Below are 21934 nucleotides of genomic sequence, written 5' to 3'. Positions count from 1 at the left end.
AGAGGAGCAATCGATGATATGAGCATATCCATTCAAGACCATACCATGGTCATTCAAAACGATTATATTCACCGCGTGATCGATATTTCCGCAGGTGTGGCGACAACGGCATTCCACATTCGTCCGAACGGGGAGCAGAGGGGAGATTTCTGGTACCCGGTTTTTTCATTTGAGTCGAACCTTCCTTATGAGGCTGCAGTAAGCATCGGAGGCATCACCTATGAAGCCGGGCCGTGGAAGCATCGGTTGAATTGGCATCGGGAAGGGGCTTTTGCTGTAATTGGCGTCGAGCAGGACAGGGGCCGTTTCGGGGATATTCTGCGTTTGACCTGTTCGGGGCGCCATGAAGGAATACCGCCTGTCGAACTTGTCATCGAATATGAAATTGCCGACGAGCTTCCGATGCTAACCAAAAGCGTACGCGTGCGTAACGTCTCATCAGCTCCGATCGTGATCGATAATGTCACCGTTGACATTGTAAGGTTGTTCGAAGGGAAAATCGAGCTGGCGGTATTCAGTGATTATTACTGGAATATACAAAAAGAAGACGACTATTACGTCCCGTTCTCCCGGTTTGAGTTTCCAAAGTCGATCGGCATGGAGCTGATGCCGGGGCTGCATTTCGAAACGTTTAAGTGCTACGAAGCGGTCGTATCGGGTAATAAAGACGAGGCAGCGATTATCTTGCACCGACTGTACAAAACTATTGCGCCATGGATTACGTCGCCGCAGATCAAACGGATCGTCAATGCATGCCAATCAATTGAAGAGTTACGCGAAATTGCGGACCAATCCGCCGAAGATGGCTTCGAATCCGTCGAGTTATTCGTAGGGCAGCTGTTCACCAATACGGGAGATTACATGCCTCGTCCGGATTTATTCCCTAACGGGGAAGAGGACATGAAGAGGCTGGTCGATTATTATCACAGCAAGCAATTAACGGTGCTCCCGTATTGTTCGACGACGATTGCGTGGCACTCGACCGAGGTGTGCAAGACGCACCCGGATTGGCAGTATTTAGGTCCAGACGGGCTTCGCTATTCACCAGAAGGACTGGGCAATATGTGCTATCAGTCGCCTTGGGGCGGTTACATCAGGGAGAAGCTGCTCCATCTGCTGGATGAGATCGGGTTCGACGGTCTGGCCATTGACGGGCCTTATCATGGTCTGCCGTGTCAAGCGACCGATCATCATCATGCCAATCCGGAAAGTGTTGAATTCATGAACTGGATGTGGGAGAAGAACTTCTTCAAGGAGATTACAGCCCGTGGGAAAATGATCACCGCACCGCAGGAAATGCAGTCGATGTTCCTCGGTTTGGCCCAGCGGCCCGGAGGGTATCGGGAGGAAGATCAGAATGAAATGGGCGGCATGAACCTTGTTACGCAAACACGGGCATTTGTCTATGATTCGCGGTATAAAGATCCGGCATGTGCAACATGGACGTCCTGCAACCTGGACATGTACCACGGTCATAGCATTGAGCCTTCCGAAAAAAATCCAGCTACGTATGATCATGCAATTGGCGGCATGTTCGGGTACGGGCACGCTGGCGTATTGTATGGAAGAAACGTCTATTTCGGAGACAAGACGAAGGGAATATTCAACAAATGGATTTCATTTTACAAAAAGTATCGAAAAACGCTCACCGGTGAAATGGTCCATTTGGCGCGGCCAAACGGCTATGAACCGGATGCAGTGATGCATGTATCGACAGAGGCGGACATTCCCGCTGTCCTTGTCATATTTAATCCGGTCCATACCGATAAGGTCATTTCGCTTGAGCTGCCATTGAACTATGCCGGATTTGCCAGCGAAGACACGGCGCACATCGCGAATATAGGGGAGATCAAACTGGATTCACGCGGTCATGGTGTCGTCACAGTATCGCTTGATCCGTATGAAATCGCGATCATGCCAGTGAACAGAACGAGCAGCTTGTCATCTGAAGGATAAAATAACGAAGTGATGGAGATGAGGCTTCGATGCTTACGATTTCGGCGGGAAATTTGATGATTCAAATGAACGGGCAAGGGAATGTGATTGATCTGATCGATACGGCAACCGGAGAGCGATATGAATCAGCGATACATTTGTCATCGCTGATTCGCGTTGTCGTGAACGGCCGTACAGAGGTGCCTTCGGAGGCAACGTTTGATGCGGTATCCGGCATCGTGAAGCTGAAGTTTGCGGCTTGCGGAGCGGCAGTAGATGTCATGGTCGAAGAGAAAGGGCTGTATGCGACATTCGAAGTGCGACATATCGAAGGTGATGTGGATGCCGTCATCTGGGGGCCATATGTCACGACGATTACGGGATCGATCGGAGAGTCGGTTGGCGTCGTGCATGACGGAACGTTTGCCATCGGCCTGCAGGCATTGAATATGAAGACGGTCGGAGGTTGGCCGATCGAGCTTGAACGAATGGGGTTTGTCCAGCGAACATATTCGCATGACGGCGTGCCGGACCCCGACAGTAAGCAGCTATCCGACAATAAATTTGAATACGATGTCTGTGCGGCATGGCCGACCGTTGATGGAAGTCTGCTGCAAGCTTTTGCAAGGAACCGCACGAAAGCGGCCCGGCGCCCGGTATGGAATTTGCCGGATGTTGACGTTGCTCCGCTCGGCGATGGTGACGACGCGCTAATCGTCGGAACCAAGATCGCCGTGTTCGGCTGCGCGGTCGACCAAGTGCTCGAGGCGATTGAAGCGATCGAACTCGGTGAAGGGCTCCCTCATCCGCTGATCGAAGGCGTATGGGGCAAAATCTCCCCGGCTGCGAACCAATCGTATTTGATCACTGATTTCTCCGAAGCGACGATGGCGGATGCAGTGCGATATACGAAAATGGCTGGCCTCCGTTATGTGTATCATTCCGACCCGTTTGGACAGTGGGGGCATTTTTCGCTTAAGAAGAGTAGCTTTCCGAATGGTGATGAAGGGCTCAAGGCGTGTGTTGCTCTTGCGGAACGCGAGGGTGTGCATGTCGGCGTACATACGCTGTCCAACTTTACGACGCTGAACGATCCGTATGTGACGCCGATACCGGATGAGCGGTTGCAAATGGCTGGCAAGGCGCAACTGGTAGTGGCGATTGGGGTAGAAGAGCAGGTCATCGAGGTGAGCGATCCTGCGCCGTTTACGGCGAACCTGTTCCGCCGCTCGGCGAAAATCGGCAGCGAGCTGATCGAATACGATGCGGTGACCGATAACGCGCCGTGGAAGCTGCTCGGCGTACGGCGCGGCGCGAATGGTACGGCTGTCGCTCTACATGAAGCGGGTACGGATATCGGTCGATTGTGGGACCACCCTTATGACGTCTTTTTCCCGAATATCGAGCTGCAGGATCATTACAGCAGGCGGATTGCGGAGCTGTTCCGTACGTCGGGTTTGAAGCAGATTTCATTCGATGGCCTGGAAGGTTTGTATGCTACCGGGCATGAAGCCTATGGCGTCAACCGGTTCGTCAAGATGTGCTATGACGGCTGGGGAGATGAAGTCATCAACGACGCGAGCATCGTCGTGTCGAATTATTTGTGGCATGTGTTCACGCGCTTTAACTGGGGAGAGCCTTGGGGAGCAGCAACAAGGGAGGGCCAGCTCGAATGGCGTCTCAGCAACCAGCGCTATTTTGCGCGTAACTTCATTCCGCCGATGCTCGGATGGTTTCTTGTTCGTTCCGCCTCCGAACGGTTCGAGGCGACATCGCCGGATGAAATCGAATGGGTGTTGTCGAAAGCGGCAGGCTTTGGTTCAGGGTTTGCGCTGGTCGCGGATACTGCTGTGCTGCGGCGAAACGGCAATATCGAGACGCTGCTCACCTTGGTGAGCGAATGGGAGAAGGCACGGCGAGCCGGGGCGTTTACGCCGGAACAGCGCGAACGGCTGCGTGAACCGAAGGGGGATTGGCACCTGAAGGCGATGGAAGATGGCCGTTGGAGCTTGTATCCGGTTCACATCTCGAAGCCGCTTGTCTGCGATCCGGCTGAGCTGCAGCCAGGCCAGCCTGGCGGGGCGGACTGGACGTATTTCAACAAATATGCTGATCAACCACTGAAGTTCATCATGCGCGTCATTCCGTCGTACGGCAACGAAGACGCTTCGGTGAAGCGTCCTACCTTGTACACGAGCGGCGTTTACTTGACATTCGATACAGAGATTGGGCCAAACCAATATCTCGTCTTCGAAGGCGGGCGAACTGGGCGCATTTACGATCAAAACTGGAATTTGCTGCAGACAGTGCAAGCGTCGGCGGATGCGCCGATCATCCGAAACGGCGGGCAGACGGTCTCGTTCAGCTGTAAGTTCGAGGGAGATCCGAAGCCGTCTGTCAGCGTGAAACTGCTCGCTTATGGCGAGCCGGAGACGGTGGAAGCGATAGGTGGGGCAACGGAGGTTACATCGATATGATGAACGAAACCAGCTGCACCATTACCCTGAAGCTAACTCAATTTGATGAAGCTGAACCGATTCGTTCGGCATCATGCGAATTCGGTGAATCCAGCGTTGAGCAGGAGCTTGTGCTGGGTGAATCGATATGGCATGTCCATTATACAAGGCAATCGGTCGCATCGAATGAAGATGCGATCGATGGTGAAGCAACCTTTAAAGTTGACAAGGGATCCGTGAGCAATGCCAACGTATCGGTTGGGTTAAAGCTGGACCGCTGGTCGCAGGACAACTATCTGTTCATGCCAGCGGCAGCTTACAACGGCAACCGCTTTCGGGTCAGCGAGCAGCAATACCCGCCTATGTTGGAGCGCGAAGAGGAGATCAGCGTCGATATTCCGACGACGATTACGGATGTGCCAAGACTGAGCTTGGAGCCAGGACCTTCAATCATTGAGCTGCGAACAGGGGACCTAGCTACGCCAGCTGTCGGATGTTATTTGCATTCGCAGAAGAAGGGCTTGCTGCTGCTGACCTATCAAGGAACGGTACTTGGCGATTCCGGCTTGACCGCCGAAGAAAGCGGCGATCGCTCCGAGGCGGTGATCTCGATTTCCGCTCCAGCGGTTCGAAGCAGTAAATACAGTATGTGCAACACGAAAGAGACATCCGATGACCGTGGATTCGATTTTCACGAACAAGACGAGGTGACGATCAAATTCAGACTGTATGCTTTCGATTGTTCCGACATTTCGACGTTGTTCGATTATTTCGCGAAGGTTCGCAAAGATTTAACCGGTCCTACCGAGCTCAGGCATGAAATCCCTTTCTCAGCCGCTTGGGATCTATTGGAGGAGAAATATAACCGGGACAATTGGCAGCGCGATTTTGAGTTTTACCGCTCATCGACTTCACCGGATCCCGTGTTTGGCGAATGGCAGACCGGGTGGGTCGGGGGTGCAATAAATACATACCCAATGCTCGCCATCGGAAACGGGTTATCCAAAGAACGTTCGGTTAAGACCTTGAATTTCTTGTTCGACACGATCCAAGCGCCATCAGGTTTTTTTTACGGCATTTATTGCAAAGGAAATCGCTTAGGCGACGCTTTCCGCCGTCATGAAGAAACTTCGATTGTGTTGCTGCGCAAAAATGCGGATGTCCTATACTTCATGGCAAAACAGCTGATGCTAATGGACAAATTAGGCGAACCCATTCCGGACCGTTGGAAAGAAGGGTTGATCCGGGCCTGCAACGCGTTTGTTCGCCTGTGGAACAAGTACGGACAATTCGGCCAGTTCGTGGATCTGGAGAAAGAAGAAATGATTATCGGCGGCAGCAGCAGTGCAGGAATCGCACCTGCGGGGTTGGCCTTGGCAGGGCAATACTTTAATCGCCCGGATTACACCGCCATAGCAGACCTTGCAGGGCAATATTATTACGATCATTTCGTACAGCAAGGCGTTACGACCGGTGCCCCGGGTGAAATCTGCCAATGCCCGGACAGCGAATCGGCGTTTGCGTTACTAGAATCATATGTTGTTTTATATGAAACGACGGGAGACCAGAAGTGGCTTCGTATGGCAGAGGAAACAGCCAAATTATGCGCGACATGGGTTGTGTCTTACGATTTTCAATATGCCGAGGAAGCGGAATTCCGCAAGCTCGATTTGCGATCGACGGGAGCAGTCTGGGCAAGTGTTCAGAATAAGCACGCGGCGCCGGGAATATGCACGTTCTCGGGCGCATCCTTATTTAAGCTGTACCGTGCGACAGGAAATGGTTTTTATCTGGAACTGCTTCAAGATATCGCACATAACCTGCCACAATATTTGTCCAGAGCGGATCGTCCGCTTCGCATATCCTGGGGCGGGAATCGCGATGGATCATCATATTCGCCTCCAGGTTGGATGGGCGAGCGGGTCAATCTAAGCGACTGGGAAGGAAAAGAGAATATTGGCGAGGTTGCTGGCGGTTCTTGCTGGTGTGAGGTTTCCTGCATGCTAACGTATTTCGAGGTTCCAGGTGTATACATTCAAAAAGATACGGGGTTCATCTGCGCGATCGATCATGTGGATGTTGAAGTCGTCGACAATAATGCTGCAACGATGTCGGTGAAGCTCATAAATCGTACGAAATTTACGGCGAAGGTCAACGTTTTCGTTGAGAGTAGAGCGGATATGGCGCAGGTGCTAGGTGAAAATGCATTGCTTGATCAACGAACGATGGTTATCGAACCATACGCTGAGTACTCATTCATGATTCATAAATGATCAACCACATTCGAATAAATAGGATCTAGGGATAAAAGGAGCGTTATATCTCATGGATAAAGAAGTAACACAGCCGCTTCGGGAGCGGTTGTTGATGGATGCCGGCTGGCGATTCGCGTTGGGTCACGCAACAGACATCAAGCGCGACTTCGATTTCTGGGCAGGTAAGCCGTTTGCCAAACAAGCGGAAGGCCGGGGTGCGATTCATCCGAATTTTGACGATAGTGATTGGCGCGAAATTCGCCTGCCACATGATTGGGCGGTCGAGCTGGATTTCGTACATTCGTCAGACAATGACATCGATTATCACGGCTATAAGCCGATCGGCAGGCTCCATCCGGCGACTTCGATCGGGTGGTACCGCAAGAGGTTTATGGTCTCGAGAAGCGACGAAGGAAAAAGGCTCTCCATCGAATTCGACGGGATCTTCCGCGACAGTATGATTTGGCTTAATGGTTATTATCTCGGACGCCACGAGAGCGGATATACGAGTTTTCGCTGCGATATAACCGATTGCGTCAGATTCGACGGCCCGAATGTGCTTGTCGTACGTGCCGACGCAAGCCACGTCGAGGGTTGGTTCTATGAAGGTGCCGGCATCTACCGGCATGTCTGGCTTGTAAAAACGAACCCGGTGCATGTAGCACATTGGGGAACGTATGTGACTTCAGAGGTCCATGACGGATTCGCGGAGGTGACCCTTCAGACGACGATTGCCAACGCATCGGATGATGCAACAATCGGTAGGATTGAGTCGGCGATTTATGATGCTGATGGCCGATGCGTAGCGACAGTCCAGTCGGATTCATGCCTGATCGGAGCGTGGAAGGAACATGAATTTATCCAGCGTGTACGCGTGGATCATCCGCTGCTCTGGGACCTTCATTCACCGCACCTCTATCGTCTTGTGACGATCGTCAAGGATGGCGAGACGAATGCTGATGAATATGCAACATCGTTTGGCATTCGCAACATTCACTTCGATTCAGATCAAGGCTTTTTCTTGAACGGGCGGCATGTTACGATCCAAGGCGTCTGTTGCCATCAGGACCATGCCGGTGTTGGGACGGCGCTGCCGGACCGCCTGCAATATTACCGCATCGAGAAGCTGAAGGAGCTCGGCGTCAATGCCTACCGAACATCACATCATCCGCCAACCCCCGAGCTGCTCGAAGCCTGTGACCGACTAGGGATGCTCGTCATGGATGAGCATCGGCAGGTGGGCTGCAGCGAGGAGACCGCTAATCAATTGCGCAGCTTAGTGAAGCGCGACCGCAACCATCCCAGCATCATATTATGGTCGATCGGCAATGAAGAGGGCGGGATTCAAGACACGGAAGCCGGTGCTCGTACAGCGCGAACGATGAAGCGAATCGTACAGGCGCTTGATCCGACACGTCTTGTCAGCTACGGCGGGAATAACGGCGGGCAGAGGGCAGGGATTAACGGCGTGGTCGATGTACGTGGCTGGAACTATTGGAAAATCGGCGCAAATTTAGATGAATATCATCGACATCATCCGAAAAAGCCTATGATCGGCAGCGAGGAAGCGAGCACACTGTGCACGCGCGGCATGTACCAGAACGATGCGGAGCAAGGATATGTTTCGGCTTATGACGAGAATTTCCCCGACTGGGGATCTGGTGCCGAAGAATGGATGAACTATTATGCGAAGCGGCCGTATTTGGCAGGCGCTTTTGTATGGACCGGATTTGATTACCGAGGCGAGCCGCTTCCTTATCGCTGGCCTTGTATTAGCTCGCAATTCGGCTTAATGGATACCTGTGGGTTTCCTAAAGACAACTACTATTATTATCAGGCTTGGTGGACGGAAAAGACGGTGTTGCACCTACTCCCGCACTGGAATTGGCCGGGCAAGGAAGGACAGGACATCGATGTGCGCTGTTACAGCAACTGCGAGGAAGTAGAGTTGCTGCTGAACGGCCGTCGCATCGGGCGTACGCCAATGCGGCAGCTGGGGCATGTGAGCTGGATGGTGCCCTATGAGCCAGGCATATTAATGGCCATCGGCTATCGAAATGGTCAGGAAATCGCGACGGTCTCTAGGGAAACGGCAAACGCGCCTGTCGCGCTGCGACTGGTCCCGGATCGTTCGGTGATTCATGCTGACGGGGAGGATGTGTCATGTGTCGCTGTGGAAATCGTGGATGATGAAGGCAGGGTGGTGCCTGTCGCCGACAATGAGGTGGTATTTTCGATCACAGGACCAGGTGTGTTCATCGGTGTCGGCAATGGTAACCCGAGCAGCCACGAACCGGATAAATTCTACGATCGTGACGCAGTTTGGAAGCGGAAAGCGTTCAAGGGGCTTTGCATGGCAATCGTCCAGTCCACGCAAGAACCGGGCGAGCTCTGTATTACGGCTGAGTCGACCGGACTAGCTGCTGCCATAGTAATGATACAGACGAAGGCGTGTGTATTGCGTTCGTCTATTTAAAAGTATTAAATATCCACTCGTTTATTTAGACGCTAACGTAATGTTGGTGTCTTTTTCTTTTCTCATGTGCTAATTTACAAAACATTTACATCTAGTTGATATGTGGTTAATGTTGCGATTGCATACTGTGAATGTGCTTGAAAACAACACAAACCAACAAATCACCAAAAATATGGAGGAGAACAACAACGTGAAAAAATTTCGTTCATGGAAAGCAGCGTTAGTCGTTAGTGTAATGGCTTTGGGAATATCGGCATGCGGTCCTGCTCAGCAAACGGCTCCAGTAACAAACGACAATGCCGTGCCTGCCAAGGAAATGACGATCGAAGAGATAGAGAAGCAAGCGAAACAGGAAGGGAAGATCGTAAGTGTCGGCATGCCTGACAACTGGGCCAATTGGAAGGGGACCTGGGACGATATCACTTCCAAATATGGATTAACCCACTCGGATACGGATTTGTCCAGTGCTGAAGAACTTGCGAAATTTGAAGCAGAGAAGAATAATCCAACGGCTGATATCGGCGATGTGGGGATTTCGTTCGGACCGCTCGCGAAAGAAAAAGACTTAACGATGCCGTACAAGCCTACCCATTGGAACGAGATCCCGGACTGGGCCAAAGACAAGGATGGACATTGGATGGTAGCTTATCAAGGAACAATTGCCGTCATCACCGATAAAAATCAGGTGAAGAATCCTCCGAAAACCTGGGACGACATCCTTAAAGGCGATTACAAAGTGTCGATCACGGACGTTACAAAAGGAACGCAGGCCCAAATGGGAGTGTTGGCGGCAGCCATTGCGCATGGAGGAGACGAGCGTAACATTCAGCCGGGTTTGGACTTTTTTGCGAAATTAGCGGAACAGAAAAGATTGACGACGCTGGAAATCAATACGGGGGTATTGGAAAAGGGTGAGGTTGCTGTTGCGTTGCTGTGGGATTTTAATGCGCTGGGCTATCGCGACCAAATCGATCCGAACCGTTTTGAAGTCAGCATTCTTCAAGAAGGCAGTGTCGTCAGCGGCTATACGACGATCATCAATAAGTACGCGCCTCATCCGAATGCAGCTAAGCTTACGCGCGAATATATTCTGAGCGATGAAGGCCAGATCAATTTGGCAAGAGGTTATGCCCGTCCGATTCGTGAGAATGTGAAGCTGCCAGAAGACGTTGCCAAGAAGCTGATTCCAGCGGAGCAATACAAAAATGCAAAACCGATCAAAGACTATAAGGCCTGGGAAGAAACATCCAAACAATTGCCTCTGATGTGGCAGGATCAAGTCTTGATTCATATGAACTAGCCTTCATCGCTTGAGGAATGGAAAAGTGAGGTTTACCCGAATGAATCGCAAGATAACGCTGTTTGCCATTGCTGCATTGCTTCCGTTTGCCCTGCTTGTCGTCGGATTTCTGATGCTGCCATTGATCGCAATGATCCATGACAGCTTTCTCGCCGCCGACGGCAGGAGCTATACGCTCGAGCAGTATCTAACCGCTTTGACCCGTCCTTATTATTCCAAAGGCATTGTCAACAGCTTGAAGATTTCGTTATATTCCAGTGTCATCGGGATCGCGATCGCGTTCGTCGTATCGTATGCCATGACACGAATGCCCAAGAAGATTCAATCTTTTATGGTTACCTTTAGCAATTTGACATCCAACTTTTCCGGCGTCCCGCTTGCATTCGCGTTCATTATTTTGCTTGGAAACAGCGGACTTTTCACGCTCATGTTCAAAGGATGGGGATGGAACATCACGGAAACGTTCAATTTGTACAGCTGGAGTGGATTGGTGTTCGTGTACGTTTATTTTCAAGTCCCACTAGCCATTTTGCTGCTGTACCCGGCCTATTCCGGCATTCATAAGCAATGGCGCGAATCGGCTGCCTTACTCGGCGCGTCAAATCTCCAATTTTGGCTGCGTATCGGTATTCCCGTGTTACTACCAAGCTTGGTTGGAACGTTCAGCATTCTGATCGCGAATGCGATGGGTGCCTATGCAACGGCCTATGCGCTTGTAGGAAGCAATTACAACTTAATGACCATCCGCATCGGCTCGCTCATCGCAGGGGATGTGGTCACGCAGCCCCAGCTCGGAAGCGCGATGGCGGTTATTCTGGGTCTCATGATGGTCGGTGCGATGTGGATCAACGAACGCCTGATGCGGCGGTTCAGGAGAGATTTACAATGAATAAAAAATGGATATCGGTTCTCGTTATCGCGGCTGCCCTTATTTACTTAGCATTGCCGCTTGCAGCAACGTTGATGTATTCAATTGCCAAAGAGTGGAGCCACACGGTGCTTCCGGTATCGTATACGTTGGAATGGTACAAGCAATTGTTCACCGATGCTCGGTTTCTATCGGCTGTCGGGCGTACGCTTACAGTATCTGGAATCGCCCTTGCGGCGAGCGTATCGACCATGACGGTGTCGGTATTTGTCGTGTATATGTACCTGCCGAAGCTGGAGCGGTATCTGCAAGCTCTTACGATGATTCCATTCGCCGTTCCGGGCGTAGTTGCCGCTGTAGGTCTCATTAAAGTGTACTCCAGTGGTCCAATCGTCTTATCCGGAACGATCTGGATTTTGGTCGGGGCTTATTACGTGCTAGTGATCCCGTATATGTATCAAGGCATCCGCAACAGCTTGCGCACGATTGATGCTAGAAGACTGATGGAGGCGGCTGAAATCCTTGGGGCTAGCAAAATAAAGGCATTTTTGCAAGTCATCGTGCCGAATATCATGAACGGCATCTTAATCTCCGCCTTGCTATCGTTCTCGATTCTGATCGGCGAGTTTGTCATGGCGAATTTCCTCGTTGGCGGAAGTTATGAGACGATTCAAATTTATTTGATGCGGCGATTGAATGAGAACGGGCATGTATCGAGTGCAATTGTTATCGCATATTTTGTCATCGTTTTGATCCTGTCCGGGATGATGCTGAAGCTGGGCGCACGTTTCCAGAAGAATGAACATAACAAGGAGAATGCAGCATGAGCTATGTACAAATTGATCAGGCCTATAAACAATTCGCGAAATCCGTTGTACTGCAGCAGGTCTCTCTAAACGTCGAGAAAGGGGAGCTCGTCACCTTGCTCGGACCAAGCGGCTGCGGCAAGAGTACCCTGCTGCGCAGTATCGCTGGGTTAGAGACGCTTGATGGCGGAACGATTTGCGTGAACGGCAATGACATCTCCCAGCTGCCTCCGCAGCGTCGTAATGTGGGGATGGTGTTTCAATCCTATGCTTTGTTTCCGAACATGACCGTCTTTGATAACATCGCTTTTGGTCTAAAAATGAAGAAGCTGGGGAAGGAAAAAATTGCAGAGAAAGTGAACCAAGTAATAGAGCTTGTGCATTTGTCCGGCAAAGCGTTATCCTATCCGCATCAGTTGTCTGGCGGTCAGCAGCAGCGCGTTGCCCTTGCCAGAGCACTTGTCACGGAACCGGACATTCTGCTTCTGGACGAACCATTAAGCGCGCTGGATGCCAAAATCAGGAAAATCCTGCAGAGCGATCTCCGCAGTATACAACGGGATCTAAAGATGACGATGATTTTCGTCACGCATGACCAGGAAGAAGCGATGACCATCTCGGATAGAATCTTCGTCATGAATGCCGGCAAGATCGTCCAGCAAGGCAAACCGGAACAAATCTACACTTCACCCAAAACCGAATTTGTCGCTCGATTTATTGGCAGCTACAACGTATTGACTGATCAGGACATTCTGCGCTTGTCGGGCCATGCGATGCAGCCCGGATCGTATGCCATTCGTCCGGAAGTGATGGAGCTGTATCCGAACGGTGAGACGTACAACATTGCGCATAATCAAGGATTGTGGCTGGAAGGCGTTATTTTGAGTATGACCGTTCGCGGCAATGTGCGCAGGTACCAGGTTCAGTCTCAGGATGTGACCTTGACAATCGACGAGCTGAATGTTCCGCACAAAGGCGCATTGGATGAAGGATTGTTCATTAGTGTGCGGATTCCGGAAACCGCATGTACTTTTTTGGAATAGAGGGGGATCGTGATGTCAGTCTTGTCTATGGAACGAAAAACAGAAATTCTTGATCGACTGCATGCATATGGCAAAGTCAATGCAGCCGAATTGGCCCGGCTTCTTGACGTATCAATGGAAACGATCCGGCGGGATCTGGACGTCCTCGAGAAAGAAGGGTATCTGACACGTGTGCACGGCGGAGCCGTGAAAGTCAATTTTCAGCGGGGGGAGCCGCCGTTCGTTCAGCGTAGACAGGTTCGACAGGAGGAGAAGAAAATAGCGGCACAGCGAGCTGCCCAAATGGTCAAAGACGGTGATACGATCGTCATGGGCGGAGGAACAACCATCCTCGAAATGGCTCATTGCGTTCGCGGTGTCAGTAAGGTAACCATCCTGACCAATTCGCTGCCTACGGCAAATGTGCTGTTGGATTCGTTGAACCAAGGATTATTTCATGGCAATGTCATTCAACTGGGTGGAGAGTTGAATACAGAACAATATTCATCCGGCGGTACGGTGTGCGAAAAGATGCTCGATTTATTCAGTGTGAACAAAGCGTTTATTTCTCCAGGGGGAATTTCACTCGCAGGCTTGATGGAGTATACGCTGGAAGAGTCTTCGATCTCAGCGAAAATGATACAAGCAGCCAAAGAAACGATGATTGTCATCGACTCTTCCAAGATTGGGGTGGAAGCGTTATGTAAATTTTCGACGCTGGAACAGATTCACGCGATTGTGTGCGACCAGGAGCCACCGTCATCTTGGAAGCCTTACCTGGACAATATCGATTGGATCACCGCGGGCGATGAAGCTGTGGTGGGCGAATAAACAAATAGAAGAATGGGTGAATAGACGTTGAAGGAAATCAAAGGCATTTTATTTGATAAAGATGGAACGTTATTGGATTTTCATTCGGGCTGGGTACCGGTTGCAATCCGTATTGTTAATCAATTGCTCGAGCGTGTTGGCCGTCAGAACGAACTTTCGTTGCAAGTAAGCTTGCTAGAGGCTATCGGGTTACATGGAAATCGAGTTGAGCCAAAAGGTATTCTTGCTAGCGGCACAACACAGGATATGTCGGAAGTATTTAGACGCGTGCTGCTTGAGCAGCAGGTCGATCCCGCTCAGTTAGAGGATCTGGAGGGTTGGTTAACGGAGGGACTTTACCAGCAGACGCTAGATAATCGGCACAATTTGAGACCGACAGCAGATTTGCAGCATTTGTTCACACAGCTTCGCCGTCAAGGTCTGAAAATCGGCATTGCAACGGCGGATGATCTTGAGTCGACGATATATTTCCTCGAGCTTGTTGGGGTCGTTTCATATATAGACTTTATCGGTACATCAGATCACTACGAGAAGAAGCCGAGTCCGAGCATGATGCGTGCTTTTTGTGAGATTAGCGGGTTACGTGCGGAGGAGGTGGCTGTTGTCGGCGACACCGAGACAGATATCCGGTTTGCTAGGAACAGTTCGGCAGGTATGGCTATTGGCGTGCTTTCAGGTGTCAGCGGCCTGTCCGATCTGCAGGATCTTGCTGATCTTGTGATTCCTTCTGTGGCGGACATTGTACAGGCGGATGAACGATGGATATGGCAGAAAGATACTAACCAACAAGTTTCTTCCACAGGCTGATCGGATAACAGGAGGAGAGGCACGATGAAGATTGGGCTAGAGACAGAGAGTTATCATTTGCAATTTATGACGGGAAGAATGGATATTTTTGAGTTTATTCGAAAAACGGCTGAGCTTGGCTTAGACGGTGTCATGATCAATATCGTGAAATGGCCGAATCTCCCTGGATGGGGGACGCTTGCATCGTTTGAACCGGAATATTTGGCGAGGGTGAAGGCGGAAATTCAGAAATACGGTTTTTTCGCTGAAATCGATACGAACGGCACGGATCCGGCGCGTTTGGAGCAAGTGATCGAGGTTGCTCATAGCATCGGAGCCGATATCATTCGGACATACGTCTGCATGGGGACATATGACGAAGATCGAATGAATCAAGCGCCAGACAACATCCGACAGATAGTGCCTCTGCTGCAGAAATACAGAATCAAACTGGCTCTTGAAAATCATGAGGAAGAGCTATCGAGCGAGGTAATCCGTATGATCGATGAAGTCGATAGCCCTTGGGTACGCGCACATTGTGATGTCGGCAATGCGATGATGGCATGGGAAGACCCGGTTCACGCTGTCAGGAAGTTGGCGCCGTATGCCGTTACAACCCATTTCAAAGACCATATTATCGTTCATGACGGCGACGATTACCTGGTATGTGGCGTTCCTGTCGGAACAGGGAATATTGACTTGGAGCAAATTTTTAGAACGTTGGTGGAGTCATCCACGTTGACTCGGATCAATGTAGAAATGTGTTACCCGTATGCGGTTTCGTTCAAGAGAGAACCAGCAGCGGGCGGTGTGTCAGCCGTTGGCGAAGGCGCGTTTGCAGTTAGACCGACTCCATATGACTTGTCACTCATCAAGCCGCTTGATTATTATGATCCGCCGCAGGAGTTACTGGAGAAGATGATTGAAGATCAAGCCAAGGGTGTTGAACAATCCGTTCAATATACCCTGGCTCTGAGAGATAAATATTGCAGATAAAGATGGCATGAAACGTTCAAAATTAATGTGTGTGTAATCACAATTTGAGGCGAATCGCTCTGGTATGCTGACGGTAACAAATGATGTTCTTGAGGAGGACAACGCTATGTTTTGTTACCAATGTGAGCAGACACCAAGCGGTGGCTGTACCGTTGTCGGCGTATGCGGCAAAAATGAGACGATCGCGAGTTTGCAGGACACGATGATTTTTGCGTTAAAAGGGATTGCAGCCTATGCGACCCATGCGAGACAACTGGGTTATACGGATCCCGAAGTCGATCGAATTACGCACGAAGCTTTGTATATGACATTAACCAATTCCAATTTCAACTTGCAGGAGCATCTGGAGATGGCGATGAAAGTCGGCAATGCGGCAGTCCGGATCATGGATGTCTTGGATCGTGCCCATACGACACGCTTTGGCATTCCGCAACCGATTACGGTCAGCCAGAATAAGATTGAAGGCCATTGCATTGTCGTCACGGGACATAATCTCTATGCGCTGGAGGAATTGCTGCGTCAGACAGAGGGCAAAGGGATCAACATTTATACGCACTCCGAAATGCTGCCTGCCCACGGCTATCCGGCGCTTAAGAAATACGACCATCTGAAAGGCAATATCGGGAAAGCATGGTATGACCAACGCCGATTATTCGAGCAATTCCCAGGTGCGATTCTCGCAACGACGAACTGTGTCATGCCGATCAAGGGCACCTATGCAGACCGCTTCTATTCCTATGAGGTTGCAGGTCTCGAGAATGTCACGAAGATCGTAAATGATGACTTTACCCCACTGATTGAACGCGCTCTATCCCTGCCTGTTGCGAATATTGAGTCCGCACAAGTGCTCACAACAGGGTATCACCATGAGACGGTGATCGGTTTAGCGCCTGAGATTATCCAGGCCGTTAAAGACGGACATATTCGTCGGTTCTTTGTCATTGCAGGCTGCGATGCGCCGGGTACAGGCGGTAACTATTATCGTGAGCTAGCAACTTCTTTACCGAACGATACCGTCATCTTGACAACATCTTGCGGCAAGTTCCGCTTCAACGATGTGGATTACGGCACGGTAGGGGATACGGGTATCCCGCGTTATATCGATCTTGGGCAGTGCAATAACTCAGGCTCAACGGTCAAAATTGCACTCGCTTTAGCGGATGCATTCGGTTGCACGGTGAATGAGCTCCCGGTCAGTATCGTATTGTCATGGTTCGAGCAAAAAGCGGTTGCGATTCTTCTTGGTCTATTCAGCTTAGGCATTCAAGATATTCGTATTGGACCGAAGCCGCCGGAATTTATCTCATCGGGCGTACTTGACGTCCTGGTGGAAATGTTCGGATTGAAATTGATTACGACCGTTGAGGAAGACATGCAAGCCATGCTCGCTTTATCTTAAGTGATAGGTGTGACCAATAATTTAATCTGTTGAACGATGAAGACTCTGACCTACGATCAGGGTCTTATTTGCATATTGCATTTCTTATAAATTTCCTGTGATTGGCACATGGTAATCTTAGGAAGGGGTGTTGCCAGTGAATCAGAAAGAAGCAGTAATCCAGAAGGTCACCAGATCGAGAGGAAGGCAATCATTGTATCATTTTACACGTATACGTAATTTAGAAGTGATGGCTCATTTCGATACGTTATTATCCAGTTATCGTATTCACCCGCATGAAGCAGGGGAGCGTCGAATACAACCTATAGAAGTCGAATATGGGGGCAATCAGATCATGATTAATGCCCATCTTCGCATTCCAGAGTTCATGGTCGATGCGTCCACGACGTTGGAGGCTTTTCGTGCCACACTGGATCGCCATGTATTCTTCTGGCCCACGAAGCGGGATTGTCTGAAGATGTTGGACACATACACACGAAGAGAACCAAGCGAGGCCTTTGCGATTCTTGAACTTGAAGCGTCCGCGTTACTAACTGCACATTACGACGCCGTGAAATTATCCAAATACGATTCTGGAAGTGCCCCACGATTCCCCAAGCATTGTACCTATCGCAAAAGCCCTAGCATGTTCCTGCCATTGAAGGATTTCGGTCATGTCGAGCCATTGAATACCATTTGGCCTAAAAAAGCCTCAGACATCAAAGAGATATTAATCGAAGAACAGGTAACGAATGTGTCTTCGTATCTCCGGTGTATTTATGTTCAACATGACGAATCCCTCCCAGCAGGTTGGAGAAGTTATGCAATGCCGTTGCAGGCGTTCGGCAGCTAGCCGCTGTCAAATGTTGAAGTCTTGATTCTGGAGGGTTTACAATAGGTACATTTCCGTTACATACCATGGAGGATTGCCATGTACTTGAAAGATTATTTTTTCTATATTCATTACTGCAACGGCAGAAAATTAAAAGATTCAAACGGACCCAGACGCCGAATCACGAGAACACTCCAACATCATGAGCTCATTCTGGCAACGGGCGGGAGCGGCAGTATTACGATCGATGGGCGGAAGTATCAAGTTCAGCCCGGCATGCTATTCTATATTGCGCCAGGTTTACTGCATACGTTCGAGTTAAGCGGGGAAGATCTGCCATATGTGATGACGGTGCATTTCAACTATGCATTCGTAACGCATACGGATGGCCGTCTAGATATATCGAATGAGGCGCCAATCTTAACGATCCCTTCGGGACAGCAGCTGAAGGACTACTATCTAGTTGAGGAATTATTCAAGAAGCTCGTGGATACGTGGCACGCCAAAGGACTCGGATACGAATTTATGACCAAAACGCTCCTCCAGCAGCTGCTGATTGCCCTCTGGCAGAACATCAGGAAACAAGATCAGATCGATGCCTCATCCTTGAAGATTGAAAAAATCATCGTCTACATGCAGCAAAATTTAAGTAAAAAAATAACTTTACAAGAGTTGGCCAATCAGGTGTTATGGTCTCCTACCTATTTATCGAGAACGTTCAAAGGGATTACCGGTTACGCGGTGATTGAATTCTTCAATAAGATGAAAATAGACCAAGCGAAAGAATTGATGCTGGAAAGCGATAAGAAAATAAGAGAGGTTGCACAAGCGGTTGGATACACGGATGAGTTCTATTTCAGCCGGATGTTTAAGAAGATCGAAGGCATGAGCCCATCGGAATTTTACAGCAAAAATGTCCATGGAGATTAAGATCATGCATGGTCTATAACGCTTCTTGTTGATAACATCAGGTTAGTATTGTTCAGCAGAAAGAAGGCAAAGATCATGCCGATATGGAAAAGAAATTTAATCGTATGCTGGTTCGGCATGTTCGTAACCGGTGTGGGAATGAGTCAGATTGCCCCGATTATGCCACTCTATATCAAAGAACTGGGCGTAACGGATCCAGCTTTGATTGCGCAATTCTCTGGGATCGCTTTTGGGATCACATTCATGATTTCGGCGATTTTCTCTCCGATATGGGGGCAAGCGGCAGACCGATTTGGACGCAAACCGATGCTCCTGCGCGCAAGTCTTGGGATGGCGATTGTCGTCGGGTGTATGGGGCTCGTGCATCATGTCTATATGTTGATTGGTCTTCGATTACTGCAGGGCACCATCACGGGGTACAGTACAGCTTGCACGACATTGATTGCGACGCAGACAGATAAAGAACATGCAGGGTATGCGCTAGGGACGCTATCTACAGCGAATATTGCTGGATCCTTAATCGGGCCTACAGTTGGAGGATTTATTGCGGAGCACGCGGGTCTGCGAAGTTCATTCTTCATCACGGGTGCGTTGCTGATGATCGCGTTCGTGACAACCTTTGTTTTCGTGAAGGAATCTTTTGTTAGAACGGACAAGAAGACACTGAAGATGAAGGAAATATGGCGGGCTGTACCGGAGAAAAATCTGACGATCACGTTGTTCATAACTTTCTTCGTGTTGATGGCGGCGCTATATTCCGTGGAACCGATTATTACCGTCTATATTACCCAATTATCCAGCAACACGAGCCATGTCGCCTTGGTCGCGGGTCTTGCCTTCTCTGCATCAGGACTTGCGAATATTGTTGCCGCGCCAAGGCTTGGGAAGCTGTCAGACAGCGTCGGGGCACATAAAGTGATCTTGGTTGCGCTCATTGCGGCAGGACTGATATTTATCCCGGAGGCTTTCGTACAGAATCCGTGGCAGCTGATGGGGATACAATTTCTTTTCGGGTTGGCAGCTGCGGGGTTAATTCCTTCGATTAACATTCTGATGAAGCGGATCACCCCGGATTCCTTAATGGGCAGGGTATTTGGCTTCAATATGTCTGCTGGATATCTCGGCACATTTGCTGGGGCGCTCATCGGTGGTCAAGTGGCAGCCTGGCTGAGTATCCGCGATGTGTTCTTCATAACAAGCGCATTGCTGCTGATGAATGCGGTGTGGGTATATTTTAAGGTCTACAAGAAGTTAAATCGTAGTACATGGATAACCGTCGATCAGACGAGTCAAATCAAATGAATGGAGCGATAGGCGTGGAGACGATAGAACCATCTGAGGTTAGTGCATGGAATGTAGAGAAAACGGCATTGGTCGTGATCGATTTGCAGAGGGGGATTGCCGGCAGCGGTCGTCAGACTGCGCCTTACACAGGTGCAGAGGTGGTACAGAAAGCAAGTCAATTGATAGAAGCTTTTACAGAGAAAGGCGGCTTTGTCGTGCTGGTTAGAGTCTCGTCGGTCGACGGCAAAGACATGCTGCATCCGAGCACAGATATGACCCATGCCCCTGTACAACTCCCCTTAGGCTGGGATGAATTCGTACCTGAAATTGCGGACACCCCGCATGCGCATATCGTTACGAAGCGGCAGTGGGGAGCGTTCTATGGGACAGATCTTGACTTGCAGCTAAGACGCCGCGGGATGGATACCATTGTGCTCTGCGGCATATCAACATCGATCGGCGTTGACACAACAGCGAGAGAGGCGTACCAGCGTGGGTATCATCAAATATTCGTGGAAGATGCGATGACAGCGTCAACCCAAGAGGAACATGATTATGTCTGCCGCGTGATTTTTCCACGAATCGGACGGATACGTACGACGGAGGAAGTGTTATCGGCTTTGTAATCCTAGTGCTCAAGTTCCTAAGCCCCCATTCATTTGGATGGGGGTGTTTCTATTGGCATGTTCTCTGGCCAGGTAGAATAGGACAGGGTTCGAAAATTTTAAATTGTCCCGCTATCGTTGCAATGGTATAATTTTCATGTTCTATTCCCATGTCTTGGAAATGGATAAGGTGGAATGGATAGAGCATCCCTCGTATTTTCGGGCAATTTTGTCGAATGGTGAAAGATTGTCGATGTTTGCATCTACTGTTCATGACAAGTGAGCAGCAAGCGGTTATTTCGCTGAAGTGGAATGAACAATTCTTGTGACTTTTTCCGAGATGCAACGTAAATAGAATGCAAAGATGGTCATCCAATACATGGAAGTACATACGAACGCATCTTGTTAATGGCAGAGGAGGATTGCATATTGTCGATTACAAACTTGATTAAACTCATTGGTCTTATGCTGATTGTAGCTGCTGTGAACATCCTCGTGCTATCCCCCGGGTTGATCGGCGTGCAGATTGGCGCTAGTGCGTTATCCACGGCCACCGGTGTGACGTTATTGGTCGCAAGCGTATGGGTTCTCGTTCAAGGAATCTATCAATTATTGTTCAAGAAGCCCGTCGTGGTTCCGGTCAAGGAAATGAAGACCCATGAAGAATATGTAGAGCACTTATCGCGCTATCGTCATATCAAAGGCATTGACAACGACATTCATCTCGCGCTCGAACAATTGGAGAGAATGCGGAAGCGGAAGAGCACCTTACTCGAGGTGCTGAAGCAGCGGTTCGAAGAGACGGAGATGAGCTTCAAGAAATTCGCATCCGTCGCTCAATCCGTTGAACAGCTATTTTATTTGAACATTAGGAATATACTGAACATCTTGAATGTATTCGATGAAGCGGAATATCAGCGCATGCTCGCACGCAAGTCATCTCAATTCTCCTCAGAACTACTCCAGAAAAAAGCAAACGTATACAATGACTACCTCACATCCATGAAAAGCTCCATTGCGAATAACGAGGAAATTCTCGTCAAGCTCGATCAACTCATTCTAGAAATATCCAGCCTAGACCATATTGAGCCCGGTGAAATAGAACAACTGACATGCATGCAGGAATTGGACGCTCTAATCAAGCAAACCAAATACTATAAATCGTGAGAGGTGC

17 protein-coding genes are annotated in these 21934 nt (G+C 49.7%); all 17 read left to right on the top strand.

Features of this window, described 5'->3' with window-relative positions; translation table 11 throughout:
• Positions 1 to 18 precede the first annotated feature (18 nt).
• The 17 genes from GCU39_RS12615 to GCU39_RS12535 all read left to right on the top strand — a co-directional run bounded on the left by GCU39_RS12615 (position 19) and on the right by GCU39_RS12535 (position 21927).
• Complete coding sequence (locus GCU39_RS12615) at positions 19 to 1956, top strand: alpha-galactosidase (RefSeq protein ID WP_152393838.1); 1938 nt, start codon at positions 19 to 21, stop codon at positions 1954 to 1956.
• Between the two features lie 29 nt (positions 1957 to 1985).
• Positions 1986 to 4412 (top strand): hypothetical protein, encoded by a 2427-nt coding sequence (locus tag GCU39_RS12610; protein WP_152393837.1) that lies wholly within the window; start codon positions 1986 to 1988, stop codon positions 4410 to 4412.
• Positions 4409 to 6664 (top strand): glycoside hydrolase family protein, encoded by a 2256-nt coding sequence (locus GCU39_RS12605; protein WP_152393836.1) that lies wholly within the window; start codon positions 4409 to 4411, stop codon positions 6662 to 6664. Before GCU39_RS12610 ends, GCU39_RS12605 begins: the two co-directional genes overlap by 4 nt.
• 52 nt (positions 6665 to 6716) lie before the next feature.
• Complete coding sequence (gene galA / locus GCU39_RS12600; protein WP_152393835.1) at positions 6717 to 9122, top strand: beta-galactosidase GalA; 2406 nt, start codon at positions 6717 to 6719, stop codon at positions 9120 to 9122.
• A 235-nt stretch (positions 9123 to 9357) separates the two neighbouring features.
• Positions 9358 to 10422 carry an ABC transporter substrate-binding protein gene (locus tag GCU39_RS12595; RefSeq protein ID WP_407671709.1) on the top strand — a complete coding sequence of 355 codons (1065 nt, stop codon included), beginning with the start codon at positions 9358 to 9360 and terminating at the stop codon, positions 10420 to 10422.
• A gap of 40 nt (positions 10423 to 10462) precedes the next feature.
• Positions 10463 to 11311 (top strand): ABC transporter permease, encoded by an 849-nt coding sequence (locus GCU39_RS12590; RefSeq protein ID WP_152393834.1) that lies wholly within the window; start codon positions 10463 to 10465, stop codon positions 11309 to 11311.
• Positions 11308 to 12117, top strand: coding sequence for an ABC transporter permease (locus GCU39_RS12585; protein ID WP_152393833.1), 810 nt, complete (start codon positions 11308 to 11310; stop codon positions 12115 to 12117). Before GCU39_RS12590 ends, GCU39_RS12585 begins: the two co-directional genes overlap by 4 nt.
• The gene (locus tag GCU39_RS12580; RefSeq protein WP_152393832.1) at positions 12114 to 13139 is read left to right on the top strand and encodes an ABC transporter ATP-binding protein; all 1026 of its coding nucleotides are present in this window, start codon (positions 12114 to 12116) and stop codon (positions 13137 to 13139) included. The genes GCU39_RS12585 and GCU39_RS12580 overlap by 4 nt, the downstream gene beginning before the upstream one ends.
• A gap of 12 nt (positions 13140 to 13151) precedes the next feature.
• Positions 13152 to 13949 (top strand): DeoR/GlpR family DNA-binding transcription regulator, encoded by a 798-nt coding sequence (locus GCU39_RS12575; RefSeq protein WP_152393831.1) that lies wholly within the window; start codon positions 13152 to 13154, stop codon positions 13947 to 13949.
• Between the two features lie 27 nt (positions 13950 to 13976).
• Positions 13977 to 14756, top strand: a complete 780-nt coding sequence (locus tag GCU39_RS12570; RefSeq protein ID WP_152393830.1) for an HAD family hydrolase — start codon at positions 13977 to 13979, stop codon at positions 14754 to 14756.
• A gap of 24 nt (positions 14757 to 14780) precedes the next feature.
• Positions 14781 to 15731, top strand: coding sequence for a sugar phosphate isomerase/epimerase family protein (locus GCU39_RS12565; protein WP_152393829.1), 951 nt, complete (start codon positions 14781 to 14783; stop codon positions 15729 to 15731).
• A gap of 106 nt (positions 15732 to 15837) precedes the next feature.
• Entirely contained in the window at positions 15838 to 17130 is a 1293-nt protein-coding gene (gene hcp / locus GCU39_RS12560) for a hydroxylamine reductase (protein WP_152393828.1), read from the top strand.
• A gap of 136 nt (positions 17131 to 17266) precedes the next feature.
• Positions 17267 to 17962 carry a DUF7002 family protein gene (locus GCU39_RS12555; protein ID WP_152393827.1) on the top strand — a complete coding sequence of 232 codons (696 nt, stop codon included), beginning with the start codon at positions 17267 to 17269 and terminating at the stop codon, positions 17960 to 17962.
• A 78-nt stretch (positions 17963 to 18040) separates the two neighbouring features.
• Complete coding sequence (locus GCU39_RS12550; protein ID WP_152393826.1) at positions 18041 to 18871, top strand: AraC family transcriptional regulator; 831 nt, start codon at positions 18041 to 18043, stop codon at positions 18869 to 18871.
• 75 nt (positions 18872 to 18946) lie between these two features.
• On the top strand, positions 18947 to 20173 hold the full coding sequence (locus GCU39_RS12545) for a multidrug efflux MFS transporter (RefSeq protein ID WP_152393825.1): 1227 nt from the start codon (positions 18947 to 18949) through the stop codon (positions 20171 to 20173).
• Positions 20170 to 20781 (top strand): hydrolase, encoded by a 612-nt coding sequence (locus GCU39_RS12540; protein ID WP_152393824.1) that lies wholly within the window; start codon positions 20170 to 20172, stop codon positions 20779 to 20781. The genes GCU39_RS12545 and GCU39_RS12540 overlap by 4 nt, the downstream gene beginning before the upstream one ends.
• Before the next feature lie 408 nt (positions 20782 to 21189).
• Positions 21190 to 21927: a hypothetical protein gene (locus tag GCU39_RS12535; RefSeq protein WP_152393823.1), complete on the top strand. Its 738-nt coding sequence runs from the start codon at positions 21190 to 21192 to the stop codon at positions 21925 to 21927.
• The last annotated feature ends 7 nt before the right edge of the window (positions 21928 to 21934 follow it).

Origin of the sequence: Paenibacillus guangzhouensis (genome assembly GCF_009363075.1) — a bacterium.
Classification (GTDB): domain Bacteria; phylum Bacillota; class Bacilli; order Paenibacillales; family Paenibacillaceae; genus Paenibacillus_K; species Paenibacillus_K guangzhouensis.
Note: the sequence above shows the minus strand (reverse complement) of the source record. Positions and strands in the feature narration are given on the sequence as shown.